This window comes from Paenibacillus sp. IHB B 3084, from assembly GCF_001447315.1.
Classification (GTDB): domain Bacteria; phylum Bacillota; class Bacilli; order Paenibacillales; family Paenibacillaceae; genus Paenibacillus.
The window spans coordinates 1,409,991-1,430,869 of record NZ_CP013203.1; the positions used below are offsets into that span (position 1 = coordinate 1,409,991).

Consider the following 20,879-nt stretch of genomic DNA (forward strand, 5'->3'; position numbering starts at 1 on the left):
AAGACCTTCTTGGTATTGAATTCAACAATTCTATATCGCTCTTGCTTGGATCAAAAAACGGTGCTGTTTCACGTCCCAATACCCATCACGTTGAATGTCCAGATGTAGACCATACAGCTGTTCTATATATCTCTCTGGCTGAAAATCAGCAATCTGCCATTCAATCGCCTTTAAGTAGTAGACAAGCGCTCCGATATCGTAAAACCGCTGTATCGGAAACTGTTCCCGCTGCTCCACGATTTCGAAGCCGTTGCTTTTCAGACCGGTAATCGCTTGAGAAAGGGACCAGTCCGCATACTCGCTATAAGGCGCTTCCAAACGGTCGTTATGCCCACACAATCCAGCCCCCCACCTGTTGGGTCAAAAACATCCCGCCCGTATGCAAAATACGCCGCACTTCCGCTGGAGAAAATGCCTCATGCTTGTTCAGCACGAGATCGAACCCATTATCATCAAATGGAAGTGAATGTGCTCCAACAACTGTATAAACTCACGATCTTCTGTATATTTCATATCGTGCTGCTCCTTCCTGAATTGGGCTGACATCATTTACCGAACGCTATACTCTTTATGTTCTACCGTTCTATCTCTATACGCCTCTACATCTGCCCAAACCAGGAGGAATTTCTTATCTGCCGTTCGGTGCCGTTTTAAGGAGTGGCGGGTAGAGCCTTTACAAGCTCAGGTGTCATGTCTTTTGGAGTTAATAAATAATAGCCTGTGTGAGCATTTAAGCCATATAAAGGTTTGATTTTGATCTGTATCAGGTAAGTGCCTTTCTCCATATCTGGAGTATAGTTATAGGATCTGCGGTTTTCCAAAATAGCTTTCCAGAGCTTCATATCTTCAATGACGATTGCTTTATGCTTCTGCTGTATATCTCTGAATAAATTGACGTCTTCGATATACTGACCAGATTGATAAGGTTTCATCTCCTGAGAAATAATTGGAACAGCACGCACAGAAAGTATATCCTTCGAGGTGACCATTACCTTGTCGGCATATTCCTTCTGTTTCAGCCAACCTTCCAGTTTGTGAAAGGATAAACGCCAGTTAAATGCAACATTACGAGCCCATTCCGGCTCATATTTGGAGATAGAGGAAGCTTTATTCAGAATCTCGATATTCCCCAGCTGATAACTTCCAGACTGCATTTCGCTATAGCTCATATCCAAAATTTCTTCTTTCAGCACAGCTTCAAATTCGCGAATTTCTTTCGGATCGGTCAGTATCACCCTCCGTTCCTCATCATCCCCTGATTTAATGCTGATCGTTTCGGCTGCACCATATAGCTTATCCAACGAGTATGCTACTTTTTTGTACGGCTCAGACACCATGACCTTTGCCAGCTCTGCCCGGAAAGGCTGCTCGGGAAATGTATAGCTTCGGGTCATAATTGAACCATCGTCAAGGTGATAGGCAATGGCTATCATTTGAAGAGGTTCACCTTTGGTCATGGACGTCTGTCCTGATGAATGGGTCCGCACGAGTTCACGCTGTAAATTTAGCACAGAAGCGATATAAGCTTTATCTTGCGAAAAATAAAGATCTTTTCGTGTAATGCCCCCATCCAAATACAAACTTGGTCCGGCATAAACTTGCTCCACGGAATGCGCAGTTGGAATTCGATCTTCGTAACCTACCCAACTTGAAGTCGGAATGTACATTGCCAGACCTAACACTGCGGTGTAAGCGACCAATTCCAGCAAAGCACGTACACGTACAATTTGCCACGTCTTGCGAACCACCATCTCCACAGCGATATAGCCCAAAATAGCTCCAAGTATATAGCCGAAGATAGACCAGTCTTTACCTTGTCCGCCTACGCCATTAAAATAGTCCCCTACTAGCAGCATAGCGCACAGCATCACACCTGCTTTGAATAAGGGCTGGAAGAAGGTAAATGCCATTGCTTGCGTTGCTTTCTCTACCAGCCGTTTGCGATACAACACATAGCTCAAGATCACAAACAGCAGAGAAACACCAATATAAACAAGCAGTTCAATATATGAAAATGGAGTTCTTAGCAATTCCGTAAAGCGAATAAACGGCGATAAAGAATGCCAAATATTATTGTTACTACGTAACTCCATGCCATCACTATAACGAACTATTGTTCCACTGACCTGATAGTAACCGTACAAATGATGCCCCAGAAAGCGACTAATCATGGATGACAGAAAGAAGGGGAGCACCATCAAAACGTACACTACAGCAATTTGCAGCAGCGATTGCCCTACGCAAATACCTACAAACACAGTAAAGGCGAAAAGAAAAATGCTAATGACCGAGACGACCAATGCCCATGATCCAACATCATTCATGTGAAAAATATAAGGCAGATCATTCGTCGCGTTAACCCAAGCCGTCACTCCCGCCGTGAGCCACACGGGTACGAGCAAGAGGATAAGACCACTGATCAAATGTGCCGTTAGCAGATGTTCCCTGCGTAATGGCAGACTGTGATACAAATCAGATGGCCCCTGCCGCTGAATAAAACGAAGCATCATCACACCTGCCAGCACCGGTACGGTCAATAAAATCATATTTTGCAAATCATTACCTGAGTTTGCACTATCGAACAAGCTTCTCAAAACCTCGTGCACCCGTTCGTCTCCGATGCTCATAATTAACGGCAGCGGCACTGTAAACAATAATCCCGCCAAGTACAACAGACCGATCCAGCCATGCTGTCTCAGGCTTTGGCGAATCACGCCGCCGCTACAGAAGAATCGGTTGGATGTCATAACCTGCGTCCTCCATTTCATAAATGAAAATTTCCTCCAGCGTCAACGGCAGCAAATCGAATACATGCGGCTCATACGCCTGAATCGTTTCTGTAATCTGCTCTCGTTCACCCCGGATAATAAGCAGCAGAACACTGCCTCTGCGCTCCTTATGTACAACCGGAAGTTGTCCACAGACGGCTTCCTCATGCGTGCTGTCACGAAAGGCAACCTGCACCTTATGCGTATCGGACTTGAGGTCGTCAACCTCTTTCTCCAATAGCATACGTCCCTGATGCATAATGCCGACATGATCACACATGTCTTCAATTTCACGCAAATTATGGGATGAAATCACGACAGTCATCTCACGTGCGGCGATTTCCTGGAACAGCAAATTTTTGATCATTCGTCGCATTACCGGGTCCAGTCCGTCAATCGGTTCATCCAAAATCAGCAGCTCAGGCATGCAGCTCAAGGCAAGCAAAAAAGCGGCCTGACGCTTCATCCCCTTGGAAAAACGGTGAAGTTTACGCTTCGGGTCAAGCTTGAAAATGTCGGTAAGCTGTATGTAGCGTTCCTCACTCCAGCTCGGATAAATGGAGCGGTAAAACCGGGCCATCTGGCGAATCGTCGCTTGCGGGAAAAAATAAGGGGTATCCGGCATAAACAGAATGCGCTGCTTGACTTCTGGCTGCTCATACACCGGCTGTCCACCGATTAGCACCTTGCCAGTATCCGGTCTGTAAATCCCGGCGATGATTTTGAGCAGCGTCGTTTTACCTGCTCCGTTGGAGCCCAAAAGTCCAAAAATAGAGCCTTTCTTCACCTTAAGGGCGAGCTGATCGACAGCCTTTTCTTCTGTAAATGTTTTTGTGACTTCCCTTAATTCAATCAAGGGACATCCCCCTTTCCTTCAATTGCGTAGCTTCCACGTATAAGGCGTCCACTTCCTGCTGCGTAAAACCGAAATGGACAGCTTCGATCATCTGCTTCAACAGCGCCGCCCGAATCTCATCCCGCTTCATTTGCTGCGGCTGATGCTCGGCAGGGGTGACAAAGCTGCCCTTGCCCTGGACGGAATAGATGTATCCTTCGCGTTCCAGCTCTCGATACGCCTTCTGAATCGTATTGGGATTCACCGTAAGCTGAGCGGATAAAACCCGTACAGAAGGCAATTGCTCATCCGGCTGAAGCGATCCGTATACGATCATTTCCTTTACCTTCTCTATTAACTGTTCGTAGATCGGCTTACGACTGCGGATATCCAGCTCGAACATGGACTTCCTCCTTTCAAGACTTGATCAGATTCATCTGCATCCTTTCAACTGTTCTAACTGTACTATTATTAATAATACAGTTAGAACAGTTTGTCAATCATTTCTTTAGTTATTTATTACAGAAAAAAAGACCAACTCAGAAAGCTGGTCTTGAAATCAACGTTAACCTGTAATGATTTCGGCAAAAGTTTGTTACATATTTTTTGACTTCGTATGTATCCCAAAAAACATAGATTTCACGATAATACATACAAGAGACAATACAACAAAAAGTAGGCCACTCCAAACAACATCTCCTGTTCCTAATTGAGAAATAAACCAGCCTCCCATCGCTGTCCCTATGGTGACACCCAAATTTGAAAAAGAAACATACAGACTATTCGCAAATTCCGGGGCTTCTGGAGCCTCCGAGGTAAGCCAAATTTGACTTACAATCAATCCACTCGTATGAACAGCTCCCCAGACAATAATAATCCCACTTGTGAGAAGAAGAGTTGCACCCACATATTGAAGCAGTAAATAACAAACCCCTAAAGCAACAGGATAAAGCAACACCGTTTTCAACATATGATGGTTTAACATTTTTCCCGAGTACCAGTTACCAGCCACACCACTAATCCCGAAAAGCACAAGCATCGTACTAATCCATTCTCCACTCATATGCGTTTTCTCTCCTAGATACTCCGCAAAATAACTATATACAGAAAACATCGCAGCAAATATGAAGCATGCACTACCGATATTCAACCACAATGTGGGTTTCCTCAATATTTTAAGCTGGTTCCTGACAGGTACTTCCTTCTGCTCCAATCTGGAAGGAACCATGAGCCCTATTCCAACACACGCAATAATATTCACAACAGCAGAGAACAGAAATGAAGTGCCAAGAGAGAATTGATCAGCAATATAAGAAGTAAGCGGAACTCCCAATACCATCCCCACACTAACTCCAAGAAATACCTTTGCACTTGCTTTAGCAGCCTCTTCTTTCTTCGATAGCGCAACAGCTAGTACGAAGGCAATGGAGAAGTACACTGGGTGAAAAAAGGCGGGGAATATTCGGAATACGACAAGTGTATAAAAGTTCGGTGCAAAAGCTGATATCACATTCGAGATGGAAAAAATAATCATGATGCTCATCAGTAACCATTTACGATTCCATTTTGAAAATAGCAGAGTTACCCATGGCCCAAAAATGGCAATAGTGAGTGCAAAAAGACTGACCAGTATTCCAGCTTGTGGTGCAGTAACGTTATACTTATCCATCACCATTGGCAAAATCCCAACGACTCCAAGCTCCGTATTTATAATGCCAAATATACCTAATGCAATAAAAAATAATGGACTGTTTTTGTTCACGATTTCCATCTCCTTGACCTCATAATTCATATATTCGAAAATCTATATTTATAGATATAATATACACAAAAAAGTAGGTAACCTTGTTCATTATTTTGTGGCTACCTACATTTCATTCTTGATATATTCAGCGAATTTGCAAATATTCTCTTCATTTCTTCGGTAATAGGTCCACTGTCCAAATCGCCTGGATTCCAAAAGCCCAGCCTTCTTCATGAGCGTTAAGTAACTGGAAATAACAGATTGTGCTAATCCTGTTTTTTCCTGAATGCTACCTACACAAATCCCTCCTTTAAAGTTAGCATCCGTTGGTAAAAACAATTGCGGTCCGAAATTTTCATCTGAATTTTTAACCAATCCAAAATTTGCAGGCGTGTATCATTCGACAAAGCTTTAAAAATCATTAGAGTATCCATAAACCTCATTATATCTCTTGTTTTAGATATGTAAATATCTATTTCAATAATATAGCATCGACTGTTGTGTGTTGTGCCATTCTTTCATACACTTCACTTGAACATAAAAATAGCCGTGATGCGTTAAGCACCACGGCTGGCTATTTCTTTTAGCATTCCGTCGATTCGTGAGGCTCGTCACGACTTATATTCGCAAGTGCTTCCCCTTCCGGTAGCATAAGATCTAGCTGAAACCGGAACGTGGCTCCTCTGGCCTCGTCACTATCCACACCAATGGAGCCGCCCATCAGACTGACCAGGTTTTTGCAGATGGAAAGCCCCAGACCTGTGCCTCCATATTTTCGATTCAGTGCCGGATGGAGCTGGGAAAAAGGCTGAAACAATAAATGCTGGCGATCTGCGGGAATACCGATGCCGGTATCGGTTACACTGAACTCAATCAAGCATTTCTTTTTACGGCTGCTGTAAGCCTTGCTCTCGGCAAAGATGTTTACACGCCCTCGCTCTGTAAATTTGATTGCATTGCTCACCAAATTCACCAGCACCTGCCGGATACGCACATGGTCACCGGCAAGGACCCCCGGCAATTCCTGATCCACGTGCCACTCCAGCTCAATGTCTTTTTCCATAGCCTGCTTGAGAAATAGGTCCGCCACATTGCCCATCATATCCTCAAGTTCAAAAGGCTCGTGTAGCAACGCCATTTTTCCAGCCTCAATTTTGCTTAAATCCAGTATTTCATTCAATATCTGCATTAAAGCACTGCTGCTATTGGTAATAATATCGATATAACTCCGCTGTTCCTCATCCAATTCAGTGTCCGCGAGCAGCCCGGCCATTCCGATAATTCCGTTCATCGGTGTACGAAGCTCATGACTCATCACAGAAAGAAATTCTGACTTGGCCTTGTCGGCCCGCTCGGCGGATTCCTTGGCCCGGATGATTTCCTTCTCATTCGTCATATCCACAAAAACCATTACGGCCCCTTTACGCTCCCCATTATCCATCAGGGGACTGATCCGGTAAGAGACGAGGAAGCTGGACCCGTCTTTTTTCCAAAATACGGCTTCCTCAGCCTGATAAGAAGCACCACTGCGGATCGCCTGAAGAATGGATGGCTGCTCATCCGGGTAATGGCTGCTTATCTCATCGACATGGCGGATCATGTCCGTACGTGTCCCGCTCAGCGGATTTTCCGATCCCACTCCAAACATTTCGACCGCCGCCGGATTCATAAAACGGACATGCCCCTCGGTGCTCAAGCCCACAATGCCTTCAGATACCGCGTTCAGAATGAGTGAATGCTCGTTGCTGAGCTTTTCGATTTGGGCGATGTAGCTTTTGAGCGGGGTGACATTTTCGACGATGCCATAGCAGCCGACAATTTGCTCATGCACAAAAATCGGGATATTGGTTACCTTGATAAACAGGCGCTCCCCATCCTTATGTATGAACTCTGATTCATAGGTTTGCGTTTCTCCCTGTTTGGCCAGCTCCATATGATGCCTAATCTTGTCCTGTTCCTCGGAAGAAGCCATCGCAATAACTCCAGCCCCGAGCAGTTCCTTCCTCGTATAACCGGTAAGCTCCTCCAGACTGGGATTTACACTCAGGATTTGACCTTCCATATTCATGGCGCATATGCCGAGCGGGTTATGCTGGAACAGGGATTTATAACGGTTCTCGCTTTCACGAAGACGCTGCTCCATCTTTTGGTGTTCCGTGACATCCTGTATCATACCGACAATTTGAATCGGCTGTCCTCGCTCGTCCATTTCCGCTTCCCAGGTCGAACGCAGCACTTTCTGTTCACCATTAGGCAGTACAATCCGATAAAAGGTTTCTTGATGAATCCCTTTTAAAATGACGTTCGTAATGATTTCGATCATTCGCTCTTTATCCTCTGGATGAATAGCATCCAGAAAAGAATCAATACTTGTCTCGACCGGCTTTACGCTAAAGCCGAAAATGCTGCGGAATTCCTTGGAAAAATGCAAAACGTCGTTAACCAAATCCCAGTCCCATGAGCCAAACATCGCCAGTCGCTGGGCTTTTGCAAGATTATCCTCACTCTTCTGGCGCTCCGTGATGTTGCGACCAATAGACAGAACCCGCTTGATCTGACCTTCCTCATCCCGAATAATGCGGTATGACACTTCCAGCCACAAATAATGTCCGTCCTTGTGACGCACACGCCGCTTCATAATACCTGTTTCCTGGAAGATTCCATGTACGCGCATATAATCGACATCTTCTGCATGATAAAATTCGAGCCGTTTTTTGCCGAGCATTTCCTGCCTGGTGTAACCAAGAAGCTTCTCTACCGAAGGAGAAACATATTGAAGGTTGCCGTCCGGCGTGCTGAACGAGATCACATCTGGCGTATTTTCTGTAATCAGCATGTACAAGTCCTCATTGTCCGAGAGTACCTGCTGCATGTCTTTTTTCTCTGTGATGTCCATCGCGTAGGCAATCAGATACGTTTGACCCGTAGCCGGGTCATCAAATATCGTTAATTCCAGCGATAACCAGACGGATGTCCCCCGCTGATGTCTTAAACGAAGCTCTGCCTTGTACACTTGATCCGTAGCTTTCAGCCAGCCCGTATAGGCGTCCCGCAACGCTTGTCGATCTTTGTCTCCTTTATACAACAAATGATAATATCGGGTTTTCAGCAGTTCCTCCTGCTTGTATCCGACCATGAGGCAAAGGGCGGGATTGACGTACAGACATTTTCCGTCCCTCGAAAAAATGGCTATCCCTGTCGGGGCATGATTGTACATGTGTTCCAGCAAAGGCAGTCGTTGAGCAGCAGAAAACACAATAAATCTCCTCCTTTGTGGTTTATGAGGGCGCAGTCTAACATGCACAAAAGATTGCCGATGCAGATCCATCGGCAATCTTTAGAATTATTTTTTATACCACCCGACTCAGAAAATGACGCAAAAACCGCTCCGCATCCACCTCAAGTGCCACGTCAATACTAGTCTGTGAATGAGCTTGATCCTTGTCCGTTACTTCACGGGTACGACCAACCTCGACGGAATTCCCCACCTCGACGGCAATGTGCATCGGGCGCGTCTCCACAAAGCTGGAATCAATCGCTAGCCCTACGGCCAACGGATCATGCAAAGCACAGCCCGCGATACCGGGTCTGAAATTACGATAGGCTTCCATATAGAAGTCCGTCATATCTGCCATAAACCTCCCCAGTTCGGTCCCTTGCTCACGCCATTTGTCCACCTCATGCTGAGGAAGCAGCGTCTGCATAGTCACGTCCAGCCCAACCAGCGTAAGCGGGAAACCCGCTCCCAACACATTAGCTGCGGCTTCAGGATCGGCATATATATTCGCTTCAGCGGTCGGGGTTACGTTGCCTTTTACCGTGACTGCGCCGCCCATAATGATCAGACGGTCAAGTAATTGCGGCAGTTCGGGACAGCGATCCAGTGCAATCGCAAGGTTCGTCAGTGGTCCCACCGCAACAAGGGTAAGCTTGCCTTCATAGTGACGAGCCTGTTCGATGATAAAATCAGCAGCATCACCAGATGCAGCCTGTCGGGAAGGCGAGCCCTGCAACTGGTTGCCAATCCCGTCCTCGCCGTGGATATGCCGGGAATACGGTTTGAACAGTTCACGGGCATACGGCTTTTGTGCGCCGGATACGACCGGAGCTTCTGCACCGAGCTTTTCCAACAAGATCAGCGAGTTGCGTGTCGCTTCTTCAACCGCGATGTTGCCAAAGGTAGTTGTGATGCCAAGTAGCTCCAATTCCGGCGAATGGACCGCGTACGCAATGGCAAGCGCATCGTCAATGCCAGTATCTACATCTAAAATTAACTTTTTGCTCATGATGATCCTCCACAGTAGAACAGCATTCTTTTTTTTCATTATACTCAATTTAAATGAATATTCCCTCCCTTTTCTCAGTAGAGGGAAACATAGAGCTTCTGTAATCTTCCATAAAATGAAGAAAGCTACGGCAGATTTTGCCGTAGCTTATCATTCAACGTTGCTAAATTATTCAAGCGCATTCTATCCTGTTTAAGGCTCGATTCCCCACACCAGCTTATCGTTATGGAACAACGTTACTTTATTCCATTCTGTATAAGAGGTTTTGGTAGGATCAAAGGAGTAATCATTGGATTCGTCCAGGTTAGACCAGTCGCTGTTGTTGATGCGGATCTGAATATCACCTGTTTGCGCTCCAGCAGCAAGCGTGCCGGCAGCAGCATTGAAACCAATTTCAATATACTTATCTGTGAATGTACGCGACACGTTATCATTGCCTACTTGCGCATAGTCTACTGCGGATTGCAGCTCCTGGCTGCCATCTTTCGTGAAATAATACCGGACTTTCAGCTCACTCAGCTTCACGGGTGTTGTACCTTTATTTTTCAGATTTAAGAAAGGCTTGACTGCGTTATTAGCTGGATCGGTGTCCCCGGCCCGATACATTACAACCAGATCACCCGCTGGATCTGTAGGGTCCGTTGGATCTGTCGGTGTACCTTTTGGCTCAGCGCTTACCGCAGTGGAATCCTTGCTTGTTCCTTTCGTATTCGTAGCACTTACAACATAGAAATAAGTGGTTCCGTTGGCCAGCCCCTTATCTGTGTACTCTTTCTCAGTAACAAGAGGCGCAACGGCTGTAAAAGGACCTGCTTCGCTGGTTGCACGTTTTACCGTGTAGCTGTCGGCCCCAGTGGACGCATTCCAGGTCAGCTTCACTTCCGCATTACCCGCTGTCGCCTTTAAGCCCGCTGGTACTGCTGGAGCGGCTGGTGTAGGAGTTGTTCCGCCACCAGATGAAGGGACAATCGCTGGATATGCATTTTGCACAAGCATAACAAACTGATCATGGAACCAAGCTCCTGAAATAGGTGCATTCGGTAAAGCATCTGTTAATGTGCCATCCTTGGTTGTATAGGTAGGATCACAGTATCGGTCAAAGCCTTTACCCTCATCGTTCGGAATGAGCGAGCTGGAACCATCGGAATCACCCGGAGGTTTCGCCCATACATAAGCATCGACATGGGAAGCTGGAGCTGTTTGCGGCGGCGTACCCATACCTGCTCCGCTGTTATTACACCAGTTGCCGCGATGCGAGCGTTTGTCTACACGGCCTGAGTTCACATAGGAGTTAATATCACTGCCGACAGCGGCAGTCGGACGGTTAGGTCCTCCCCATCCGTTACGACCCGTATCAATTAACATACCGAGTGAGCTCGGCCAGCCTGCACTCACAAAGTCTCTATGCAATGCCTCTGCGAAATCAGATTCATCGAAATTAGGATTCCATTCGTAGTATTTGGAAGATTTGATCGGCTGTCCGCCGATATTCAGGTTTGGATCAGGCAGATTAGGTTCTGTCAGCGGTGAAGTATTGGCTGTATTCGTGATAAAGCCATCCACACTGGACAGTCCTTTGCTCGTGTCTCTGAAAACATTCGTGAACAACGATACGGTTGCTGAGCGGTTGTTATCCCAACCCAGCCAGCCGGAGTGACCGATATCTACATATTTGTAGACATTAGGAATCTCGTTCAGCTTATTAATTGTATACTTGATGCCGGCTTCATAAATTCCTGTAGATTTAGCTTCCGCGCATTTGGGGTCATTCAGATTGGTCACGAGGTTTGGCAAACTATCTGGTTCAATGATCGCTACGATGCGAATATCCTTATATTTGGGATTGGCAAAAATAGCAGCAATTTTATCGACATAATCCTTTTTGTACGTTTCCAGACCCGCTTGGGTCAGCGGCAGCTCACCGTTGGAGGCCAAGGCATGGCAATCCCGTCCGGGCAGATCATAAACAATGAACTCAGCAGTAATCGGTGTGCTGCCTTTCTTTTGCGCCAATACTTGATCCAAATGCGCCTCCAGGCCAAGCTTGCCTCCACCGCCGTTAATGGCAGCGATGCGATCAAGCCATACGGCTGTCGGGAATGTTTTGACAGTTTGCATTTTAGCTTTCAGATTGGCATCAGTAATCTTGGCAATCGATGTGTCGACACTAGCCGCATAATCAGGACTAACGTATTTTGTCGCCCCTTGATAAGGATTGTCCACATGGGACTCTGCATGTATTTTATCCGTAAATCCTGCACCTGGTAGAAAGCTGCTTGCGACGAGTGATAGCGCAAAAGCATACTTCATGCCTTTACGAAGCACTTGCTTGGTTTTCAATTGCTTCACCTATCTTTCCGTAAATTTTGTTGAATCTTCCTATGTCGGCACCTGATCGTTACATCATTAAATGTGTGATACGCTCTTTTTTTCCAAAAATCGGCGTTCATAGATGCAAAAAAGGTAAGCGCTTTCTATTTTATCCTGCGCTTCTATCTTGCTCTTTAATTCACCTCCTATGTTAGATTATAGAGAGCTGGAAATCCGCTGTAAATTGAATAAATCAAGAATTAAATTATTAGTTAGGCTATAAATTGCCACTCTGCCGGTCTTTTTTACTGCTATATTTCCCAGGAACCGGTTCCCTTGTTTAAAGGAATATCCGCCCTGTGGCAAGCCCTTTGGGCGAATTGGGGCATCGACATGGGAGAAGAGATTTGTAATAACAAGGCTGTATTCTTTAATTTCCGTCGACCCGAATCGACAACCATAAACCTGAAGGTATGAAATGTGAGGGGCGGCTATGCCTAGCGCTCATATCAAAAAAGGGCATTTCCAGGCCATCACGGCACTGAAAATACCCTTTCTACCACTACGACTATTGAAAAATGCTCTGGGCGTTTAGGCTTCGCTAGTTTGCACCTTTTCACGGTCCTTGCCTTTGTCCGACTCACCAGCATTTTTGTTCGCGGCATCCCGGTCCAACTGCATTTCCTCGACCGTCTTGACCTTGATCCGCGCCGCTCCCTCGTAATCGCGAGTCGGGATCAGGTTGCCAGCAGACAGACGTTCGCGCGCCTCGACAATCGCTGCTCCATATTGCGGCAACCATGCCTCCTGCGCTACCAGCATTTCATCGACCATTTGCCAGATTTCCTTCGGATTACATACTGCACCCACCAGCGGATCCATCATGAACGCCTGCCGCAACAGCTTGTCGTCCCCATGCACGGCAGCTTCAACTGCCAAACGCTGCACGGAAATGCTGACATTGCAGACAGCCGCAGGGCCGAGCGGCAGTTCACCCACATGAGGCATGGAAATACCGTTACGATCTACATATCCGGGCGCCTCAATAATCGCGTCATCCGGCAGATTGGAAATCACTCCGTTGTTGACGACATTAAAATGCCCCCGGTATACACGTCCTGTTTCCAGTCCTTCAATAATGTAAGAGCCATGCTCTTCACCGCGTTTCTCTGCCTTGTACTCCAGTGGATCTTCCTTCATCCAGTTTGGAAAATCTGTTTCAAACCAGTTACGTCCTTCCGTACATACACGCAGATAGCCTCCCGTTTCTCCATTGATCCAGCTTCCCAGATCAATCCAGTCGAGAATTTCATCCGGACGCTTCCGATACCAGGGAACATACTCGCTTAGATGGCCGTTCGATTCAGTGCTGTAATAGCCAAAACGGCGAAGCATGTCGATGCGTACCTTTTCGGTGCGGCTAAATTCAGGGTGTTTTTCAAAAGCCTCCAGCAGTCCGGCTGTCAGATCCTTGCCTTCATGTGAAGCCTGAATGTACCACGTCTGGTGATTGATTCCGGCACACACAATGTCCACATCCTGCTTCTCCAAGCCGTATACTTCGGCAATTTGGTGATGTCCATGCTGTACACCGTGACACAGCCCAATCGTACGTACGCCGCTGTACTTGTTGCAAGCCCAAGTGATCATCGCCATCGGATTCGAGTAGTTCAGCAGCAGCACATCCGGTGCGCTTAGCTCGCGGATATCCTTGCAGATGTCCAGCATTTCAGCAATACCACGCTGCCCATACATAATACCTCCTGCACACAGTGTATCGCCCACGCATTGATCCACGCCATATTTCAGCGGAATGTCTACATCGGTCGCAAACCCTTCCAGCCCACCAACCCGGATCGTACAAATCACATATTTGGCATCCTTTAGAGCTTTCTTTCGATCCGTAGAGGACTGTATTTGTATGGATAAACTATTCTCACGAATATCCCGCTGGCACAGCTCAGTAACCATATCCAGATTGTGCTGACTGATATCCGTAAAAGCCACTTCAATATCATTAAATTCCGGCACCGATAACAGATCACGCAAAATTCCACGGGTAAAACCGATGCTTCCTGCTCCAATAAAAGCTACTTTAAATGACACGGCATTCAACCTCCGGTAATTAGAATTGGTATATACCGTCATTGTAGCAATAGGCCTGTGGAAAGCGTTATCAAAATCATGACCAGTTTCGTATTTAGGTGTCAAAAATCCTAACTTTCGTGTTAATAGAGGGTTGCTCATTTCCATTTCGCTCCATCCCGTTTCTCTCTTTCTATCTAGTGTTTTTTCAGCTCAATATGTACTTTAAGTGCGGTAAATGTAGTAACATAAAAGAAAACATTGGAGAGCAAGGAGCAGCCTAAGATGAACAAAAAGATTATCTTTTTAGATATAGATGGAACGCTAGTGGATGATGATGGTATGATTCCCGAATCTGCAAAAACAGCATGTATCGAAGCGAGAAAGAACGGACATCTGATTTATTTATGCACTGGCCGATCCAAAGCGGAGATTTATGATTTTATCATGGAGGTCGGTTTTGACGGGATCATTGGAGCTGGCGGGGGCTTTGTAGAAATCGAAGGCGAGATGTTATATCACCACAAAGTATCGGATGAAGATGTTAGACATATGGTCGATTACTTTGATGAACATGATTTGGACTTTTATTTGGAGTCGAACGGGGGACTGTTTGCGAGTAAAAACTTTTTGCCCCATGTGGAACGGCTTATCTATGGAGATGTGGACAATGATCCCGTAGCCAGAGAAAAAAAAGAACAACGCCCGCATCCTTTTATCACTGGCCTAACTATAGGAGAGGACAACCTGTACCGTAGTGACGTGAACAAAGCATGCTTTTTGGAAAACAAAAATGTTCCTTTCGAACAGATCAAAAAGGAATTCGCAGGGAAATTTGAGGTTATTCAATGTACTGTATCTGCTTTCGGGCAAGACAGTGGTGAGCTAATGGTTCCCGGTATTCACAAAGCCGTAGCTATTGAAAAGCTTATTGAGCATTTGGGAAGATCCCAAGAAGACACCATTGCTATCGGAGACGGGATGAACGATGCTGAAATGATTGATTATTGTGCGCTAGGAATTGCCATGGGAAATGCCAAACCGGGCCTCAAAGCCATTGCAGATGACATTACGGATGCTGTGGATGAAGATGGACTGTTTCACAGCTTTAAAAAGCATGGTCTGATTTAGTGAGGTTATTTTTTTTATACTTAAGCCCCTGCAGCAGTTTCTGGACTTAAAAATGTCCTAATCCTACTGGTAGGGGCCTATCTCCAATGCTATCTTTCCACGGAATTCACTTAGTGCTTGCCCAGCTTCCATCTCCTCACTACTTGTAAGATGGGCAAACCATTCTTCAAATGTCTGTTGTTGCTTACCCTTCAAGACTTCTACTTTGGCATGTACCTTGATTACAATATGGAATTCCTCCTCAATAACCGCGCTTACGCTGACGATAGCTGCCTACACTTCTTTTGTTGCTGTATAATGAGTTAAGTCTCTAAATATTCCCAAAGGAGCAAGACATGTCAAACCGTAAATGGACATTTATCCTTATCCCCGTCTTCCTGCTATTTGCCTGGCTGCTCCTTCAATTCACTCTGTCTTCTTTTCAAATTCACCAATTTGCAGAGTTATTGAAGACGGTTTCTCCAAAAGACGGGGTTTCCGATACAAAAGTCGTACTGATATCACAGGAGTTGGATAATTATTACTGGCGGTCAATCGAACAAGGAGCCCGAAAGGAAGCGGAACAGTACGGTATGCGGCTCGATTATATCGGGCCGGACCGCATTAATCCGTCCGAGCAGGTCAAACTGCTGGATAAAGCGATCGCCAGTAAGGCGGATGCAATTCTGGTTCAAGGGATAAATGATCCAGAGTATCGCCGATTAATCGATAAAGCAGCCGGACTTGGCATACCCGTCATCACGATCGATACGGATGAACCAGACTCCCGTAGACTAGCTTACGTGGGAACGGATAACGAAGGAGCAGGAAAACGGATGGGCGCGCTGTTAGCGAAAGCCTCTGGAGAGCGTGGCGACATTGGAGTTATGATCAGTAGCGAGCGCGTCGAGAATCAGCGACTCAGGCTTGCTGGATTTCGTTCCGTGATCGGTCGCTATCCCAAGCTCCGCATTGTGGAGATTCGCTCCTCAAATATTTCACGGCTTCAGGCAGCACAGCAAGCTCAGAACATGCTCGCCCGGTATCCGCAGATCCGCTACATGGTCGGATTCAGTGCGCTGGACGGCCTTGGCATTCTGGAAGCCTCGGAGCGGCGCGGCGCGCGGAGTTTGCAGGTTTTCGCTTTTGACGATATGGCCGAGACGTTGGAAGCCATTAGAGATTGCAAAATCGAACTGACCCTTGTTCAACAGCCAGAGGAAATGGGGGCTAAGGCCATAAAACTGCTGAATGATTATTTAAAGGGGAATGATCCCCAGAAATTAACATACACCAGGGTATATGAAGTGCATGCGGACACTCCCAACAACATGCCCGGAGTTGACGGACGATGACGATCAGAACGAAGCTGCTTCTGTTCATCCCCCTCCTAGTTGTGTTCGCCAATATCATCGCTTATTTTGTATTCCAAAGCGGAAAGGTCGTACAACAGAGCTACGATGAAATGCTTGGCCGAATTCTGCTCATCGAGCAAACCTCCGAATCGGCGGAGAGCAACTTAAAGCTCCTATACGCCTATCTGCTTAATCCGAGAGACGATAAGGCTGTGCAGGGCCCGACAGAACGCCAATTGAAGCTGTTGAAAGGCAGAATTCAGGAAGTTTCCGACTCGACCGACCCTTCTTTCGCCGAGGAGGACTACGTGAATCTGTTGTCCACATTTCTTGAACAGAAACAAGCCGCAGTTCTGGACGCAAATGCACAAGATCCTCAATCGGCTTTTGAACATTATATTGAAGCTGAGAAAACCGTCAGCTATATCCACGAGGAGGGACAGCGACTGATCGATGCAGAACTGGTTTATTACCGGCCGATCATCGAGAACATCCGGAACAAGAATGAGCAAATGAACGGATGGGGAGTGGCGTTGTTCAGCATGAACGCGCTGATGGGGGTTTTGCTTGCAGTCTGGGTCTCGCGCAGCATTACTGGCCCTGTCGGCAGACTTGTCGGACTGGCGAAGCGAATCGCCACAGGCGATCTGAATATCGAGCCCCAACCGCGACGGGATGACGAGCTAGGCGTACTGTCGGACGCCATTTCGCAAATGTCCGCCGATTTGAGCATCCTCATCGAGAAGGATAAACAGAGTCTGGAAATGCGGCGGCTTGTGAAGGAACTGGAGCTTCTGGCTCTGCAAAATCAAATTAACCCGCACTTTTTATTCAATACCTTAAATGTGCTCTCCAAGCTGGCGATCCTGGAAGGGGCGGAGAAAACCAGCGACCTGATCGTTTCGCTGTCCAATCTGCTACGGTACAGCCTGCAGAAGCTGGACAAACCCGTAACTCTCCAGGAGGAACTGGATCATATCCGCGAATACGTAACCATCCAGCAGGCGCGCTTCAGGGACAGAATTCGCTTTGAGCTTCACATTGACGCTTCCGTTCTTCAGCAGCAAATTCCGGCCCTGACGATCCAGCCATTTATTGAAAACGCTTTTCTTCATGGTGTGGCAGATATGGAAGACGGAGCCATTATCGCGTTGACACTGTCGCGAGCGAACGAGGATGTGCAAATTGAAATCTCGGACAACGGAAAGGGTATGACGGAGGAAACCCGACTGTCCGTGCTCCGTCTTGAAGGCGAAGTCGAAAGCGGCAGTTCAACAGGACTTGGAATGCAAAACGTGTTTAGGCGGCTGCAGTTGTTCTACGGAAAAGAAGGAATGGTTGAAATCAGTAGCAGTACCGGACGAGGTACTACTATAACAATACGAATTCCAGTCAAGAAGGAGAGTGAGCAGACTGATGTATCGGTTGTTGATCGCGGATGACGAGGCTTTGGAGAGGGAAGGACTGGAATTGACAGTGGAACGGGCGATGCCGGGGATATTTCGGTTTATTCATGCCGGCAACGGCCGCATGGCAATTGAATGTGCGGAAGAGCACCGTCCCCATATTGCCATTCTGGATATCAATATGCCCGGAATCGACGGGCTTGCAGCGCTTCGTGAATTAAAGGAGCGGCTTCCCGATACCCGATTCGTGCTCGTCACTGCCTATGATTATTTTGCCTATGCCCGAGAGGCGCTCTCTTTAGGCGTAAAAGAATATATTTTGAAACCGGCGAAGCGAGAACTGATCATCGGTACACTGAAACGACTGATTGAAGAAATTGAGTGCGAAAAGCGAGCACGTACAGAAGAATTGGAGCTTAGGCACAAAATCTCACAGCTGATGCCGCTCGCAGAAAATGAGCTGGCTTTAATGCTTATGGTCGACCAGACCGTGGATTCGAGCGCTTCTCAGCTATCAGAATGGCTGGACTTTCCTCTTGATCAGGGAAGCGCCATCATTGCCGCTTTTGACGGATATACGGACGAGCAGGATAAAAAGAAAATTTACGACCATTTCCGAAGCTATATAAAAACGCATGGCCCGAATTCGATTGTAAGCTCCTTAATCGACCATCATGTAGCCACTTTTTTATGCAAGCCGCCTGCCACCGGCGAAAACGATTGGCGGCAGCTGGTTAAACACCTTGTTCAGCAGCTCTCCGATCTTGTCCAGCAGCAACTTGGCATTAAGACGGCTATTGGAATCGGCTCGCTGCATAGCGGCGAGGAAGGACTTCGCAAGTCCTATTTCGAAGCCGTTTTTGCCTCCACCCTACGCAAGCGGGATGGAGGTTACTGCCACTTTGACGAACTGAAGTCGTCAGAGGCTGGAAACGCCTCTGTGCTTGCCGTCAAAGCGGAGAATGGAATGCTTCAGCAGACGTACGTCATGTCAGCACTGCAACGGATACGAGAACAGCGGGAGGTCCAAACACTGACTATGCTGGGTAGGGCGAAAATGTATATCGAGGAACGATTCAACGATGAGCTTTCGTTGGAAGAAGTGGCTGATTTCGTCCATTTGAATCCCCACTACTTCAGTAAAATTTTCAAACAGGAATACGGAGAGACGTTCATCGACTTCGTAACCCGGCTACGGATTGATAAAGCTATTTCTCTGATCAAGGAGGGCAACCTTGCTCTTAAGGAAATCAGCTTTGAAGTGGGTTATAAGGACCCGAACTATTTTAGCCGCGTCTTTAAGAAGATAACGGGCGTTCCTCCCACTGAGTTCAAAGGCCAAAAATAGTAGAGATTCATCCATGCCGACCATCGGCATGGATTTTTTTAAGCTTGAATGACAAGGTAATGCTAGGTTCAGCCCCTCCATCTCCGATTCGGGAATGGAAGCCAAAATCGTGCATGAAAAGGTCCGTTTATTGAAGACGATAACCGACCTTTCTTTTATAAGCGCATGTTATACTTCTCCTCGAAGAACGGAATGAGGTTCCAGAGATCTGGAGGGGAGATGATCATATGGCAGTAATCATCAATAATGAAAGCGCTCAACAGAAAGCGCTTCAATCAGAAAAACCTAATATGCTTTTTGTGACATTGGTATCCATCGTAGCTGCGCTCGGAGGCATCCTGTTCGGTTTTGATATCGCGGTTGTTTCGGGAGCAGTCGAATTCCTGCAGCAGCGTTTTTCGCTGAACGAATTTCAGGTTGGTTGGGCGGTGTCAAGTCTGATTGTCGGGAGTGTCACTGGAGCGGCTCTTTCCGGCTACATGAGTGAAAAGATCGGCAGAAAAAAGGTATTACTGGCCGCCGGATTCTTATTCGTCGTCGGCTCGATCTGCTCTGCGCTTCAAGACACGTTCACCGGGTATGTTATCTTTCGCATGATCGGCGGCATTGGCATAGGAATCACTTCCACCGTTTGTCCGGTGTACAACGCGGAGATCGCTCCCGCCAAATACCGAGGTCGTTTGGTTGCTTTAAATCAGTTGGCGATCGTAACAGGGATTTTCCTGGTTTATTTTCAGAATTCGTGGATCGTCAGCATGGGGGATGAAGCCTGGGGTGTCTCAACAGCCTGGCGCTGGATGTTCGGAGTGGGAGCCGTTCCGGGACTGATCTTTATGCTCTTGATGCTCTTCATACCCGAAAGTCCGCGATGGCTTATAAAACAGAATCGGCCTTATGAAGCGCTGCCGATTTTGCTGAAAATTCACGGTGAAGAAGCCGCTAAGCAGGAAGTGCTTGATATCAAGGAATCATTCAAAAATGAGAACAACTCATTGAAACAATTGTTCGCTCCCGGTATTCGGGTCGCTCTCTTTATCGGTGTCATGCTCGCCATTATGCAGCATATTACCGGCATCAATGCCATTTTGTATTACGCGCCGGTTATCTTTAAAGGAATGGGACTCGGTACGGACGCCTCTTTGACCCAGACCATTTGGATCGGGTTGATCAATGTGTTGTTCACCATCGTATCCGTATGGCTGATCGACAAAGCGGGACGAAAAGTCCTGCTGATAATCGGCACCTCGTTGATGACCCTCTCTTTGGTCATTATCGGAGCCGCATTCAAAATGGGTTTGACCACCGGACCGCTCGTGCTCATCATGATTTTGATCTACGTGGCCTCCTACGCTATATCGCTTGGGCCGATCGTATGGGTTATGATCTCGGAGATCTTTCCGAACCGCATTCGCGGCAAAGCGGTCGCCATCGCTTCGATGGCATTGTGGGCCGGCGATTATCTGGTATCGCAGGCATTCCCTCCTCTGCTGAGTTCAGCCGGTCCGTCCAATACCTTCTGGTTATTCGGAGCCATCTCGTTGTTCGTCGTAGTCTTTATATGGCGCAAGGTTCCCGAAACCAAGGGGAGATCACTTGAACAGATGGAAAATATGTGGCTCGGGAAATGACCTG

14 protein-coding genes and 1 pseudogene are annotated in these 20,879 nt (G+C 46.9%); 5 read left to right on the plus strand and 10 right to left on the minus strand.

Annotated elements, in window-relative coordinates:
- Positions 1 to 30: 30 nt before the first annotated feature.
- From ASL14_RS06655 to ASL14_RS06700, 10 genes and pseudogenes are all read right to left on the minus strand, one after another.
- Positions 31 to 339: a hypothetical protein gene (locus ASL14_RS06655; protein ID WP_223264223.1), complete on the minus strand. Its 309-nt coding sequence runs from the start codon at positions 337 to 339 to the stop codon at positions 31 to 33.
- Positions 340 to 650: 311 nt separating this feature from the next.
- The gene (locus tag ASL14_RS06660) at positions 651 to 2,747 is read right to left on the minus strand and encodes a multidrug ABC transporter permease (protein WP_134910969.1); all 2,097 of its coding nucleotides are present in this window, start codon (positions 2,745 to 2,747) and stop codon (positions 651 to 653) included.
- On the minus strand, positions 2,722 to 3,624 hold the full coding sequence (locus tag ASL14_RS06665) for an ABC transporter ATP-binding protein (protein ID WP_134910970.1): 903 nt from the start codon (positions 3,622 to 3,624) through the stop codon (positions 2,722 to 2,724). Before ASL14_RS06665 ends, ASL14_RS06660 begins: the two co-directional genes overlap by 26 nt.
- Positions 3,617 to 4,006 (minus strand): GntR family transcriptional regulator, encoded by a 390-nt coding sequence (locus ASL14_RS06670; protein ID WP_103049011.1) that lies wholly within the window; start codon positions 4,004 to 4,006, stop codon positions 3,617 to 3,619. The genes ASL14_RS06665 and ASL14_RS06670 overlap by 8 nt, the downstream gene beginning before the upstream one ends.
- Before the next feature lie 192 nt (positions 4,007 to 4,198).
- Positions 4,199 to 5,374, minus strand: coding sequence for an MFS transporter (locus ASL14_RS06675; RefSeq protein ID WP_189338238.1), 1,176 nt, complete (start codon positions 5,372 to 5,374; stop codon positions 4,199 to 4,201).
- Between the two features lie 96 nt (positions 5,375 to 5,470).
- Positions 5,471 to 5,781, minus strand: a pseudogene (locus tag ASL14_RS06680) (ArsR/SmtB family transcription factor).
- 149 nt (positions 5,782 to 5,930) lie between these two features.
- Positions 5,931 to 8,603, minus strand: a complete 2,673-nt coding sequence (locus ASL14_RS06685) for a PAS domain S-box protein (protein WP_134910972.1) — start codon at positions 8,601 to 8,603, stop codon at positions 5,931 to 5,933.
- 94 nt (positions 8,604 to 8,697) lie between these two features.
- Entirely contained in the window at positions 8,698 to 9,633 is a 936-nt protein-coding gene (locus ASL14_RS06690; protein ID WP_134910973.1) for a nucleoside hydrolase, read from the minus strand.
- A gap of 192 nt (positions 9,634 to 9,825) precedes the next feature.
- Complete coding sequence (locus tag ASL14_RS06695; protein ID WP_134910974.1) at positions 9,826 to 11,982, minus strand: glycoside hydrolase family 6 protein; 2,157 nt, start codon at positions 11,980 to 11,982, stop codon at positions 9,826 to 9,828.
- A gap of 552 nt (positions 11,983 to 12,534) precedes the next feature.
- Positions 12,535 to 14,049, minus strand: a complete 1,515-nt coding sequence (locus tag ASL14_RS06700) for an alpha-glucosidase/alpha-galactosidase (RefSeq protein WP_134910975.1) — start codon at positions 14,047 to 14,049, stop codon at positions 12,535 to 12,537.
- 264 nt (positions 14,050 to 14,313) lie between these two features.
- Here ASL14_RS06700 and ASL14_RS06705 point away from each other — a divergent pair, with 264 nt between their 5' ends.
- The 5 genes from ASL14_RS06705 (at position 14,314) to ASL14_RS06725 (ending at position 20,875) form a co-directional block, all read left to right on the plus strand.
- On the plus strand, positions 14,314 to 15,159 hold the full coding sequence (locus ASL14_RS06705; protein WP_134910976.1) for a Cof-type HAD-IIB family hydrolase: 846 nt from the start codon (positions 14,314 to 14,316) through the stop codon (positions 15,157 to 15,159).
- A gap of 335 nt (positions 15,160 to 15,494) precedes the next feature.
- Positions 15,495 to 16,493, plus strand: coding sequence for a sugar-binding protein (locus tag ASL14_RS06710; protein ID WP_134910977.1), 999 nt, complete (start codon positions 15,495 to 15,497; stop codon positions 16,491 to 16,493).
- Positions 16,490 to 17,935, plus strand: a complete 1,446-nt coding sequence (locus ASL14_RS06715) for a sensor histidine kinase (protein ID WP_134910978.1) — start codon at positions 16,490 to 16,492, stop codon at positions 17,933 to 17,935. Before ASL14_RS06710 ends, ASL14_RS06715 begins: the two co-directional genes overlap by 4 nt.
- A complete protein-coding gene (locus tag ASL14_RS06720) occupies positions 17,910 to 19,247 on the plus strand; it encodes a response regulator transcription factor (RefSeq protein ID WP_134910979.1) in 1,338 nt (445 codons plus the stop codon). Before ASL14_RS06715 ends, ASL14_RS06720 begins: the two co-directional genes overlap by 26 nt.
- Before the next feature lie 227 nt (positions 19,248 to 19,474).
- Positions 19,475 to 20,875 (plus strand): sugar porter family MFS transporter, encoded by a 1,401-nt coding sequence (locus ASL14_RS06725; RefSeq protein ID WP_134910980.1) that lies wholly within the window; start codon positions 19,475 to 19,477, stop codon positions 20,873 to 20,875.
- Positions 20,876 to 20,879 lie beyond the last annotated feature (4 nt).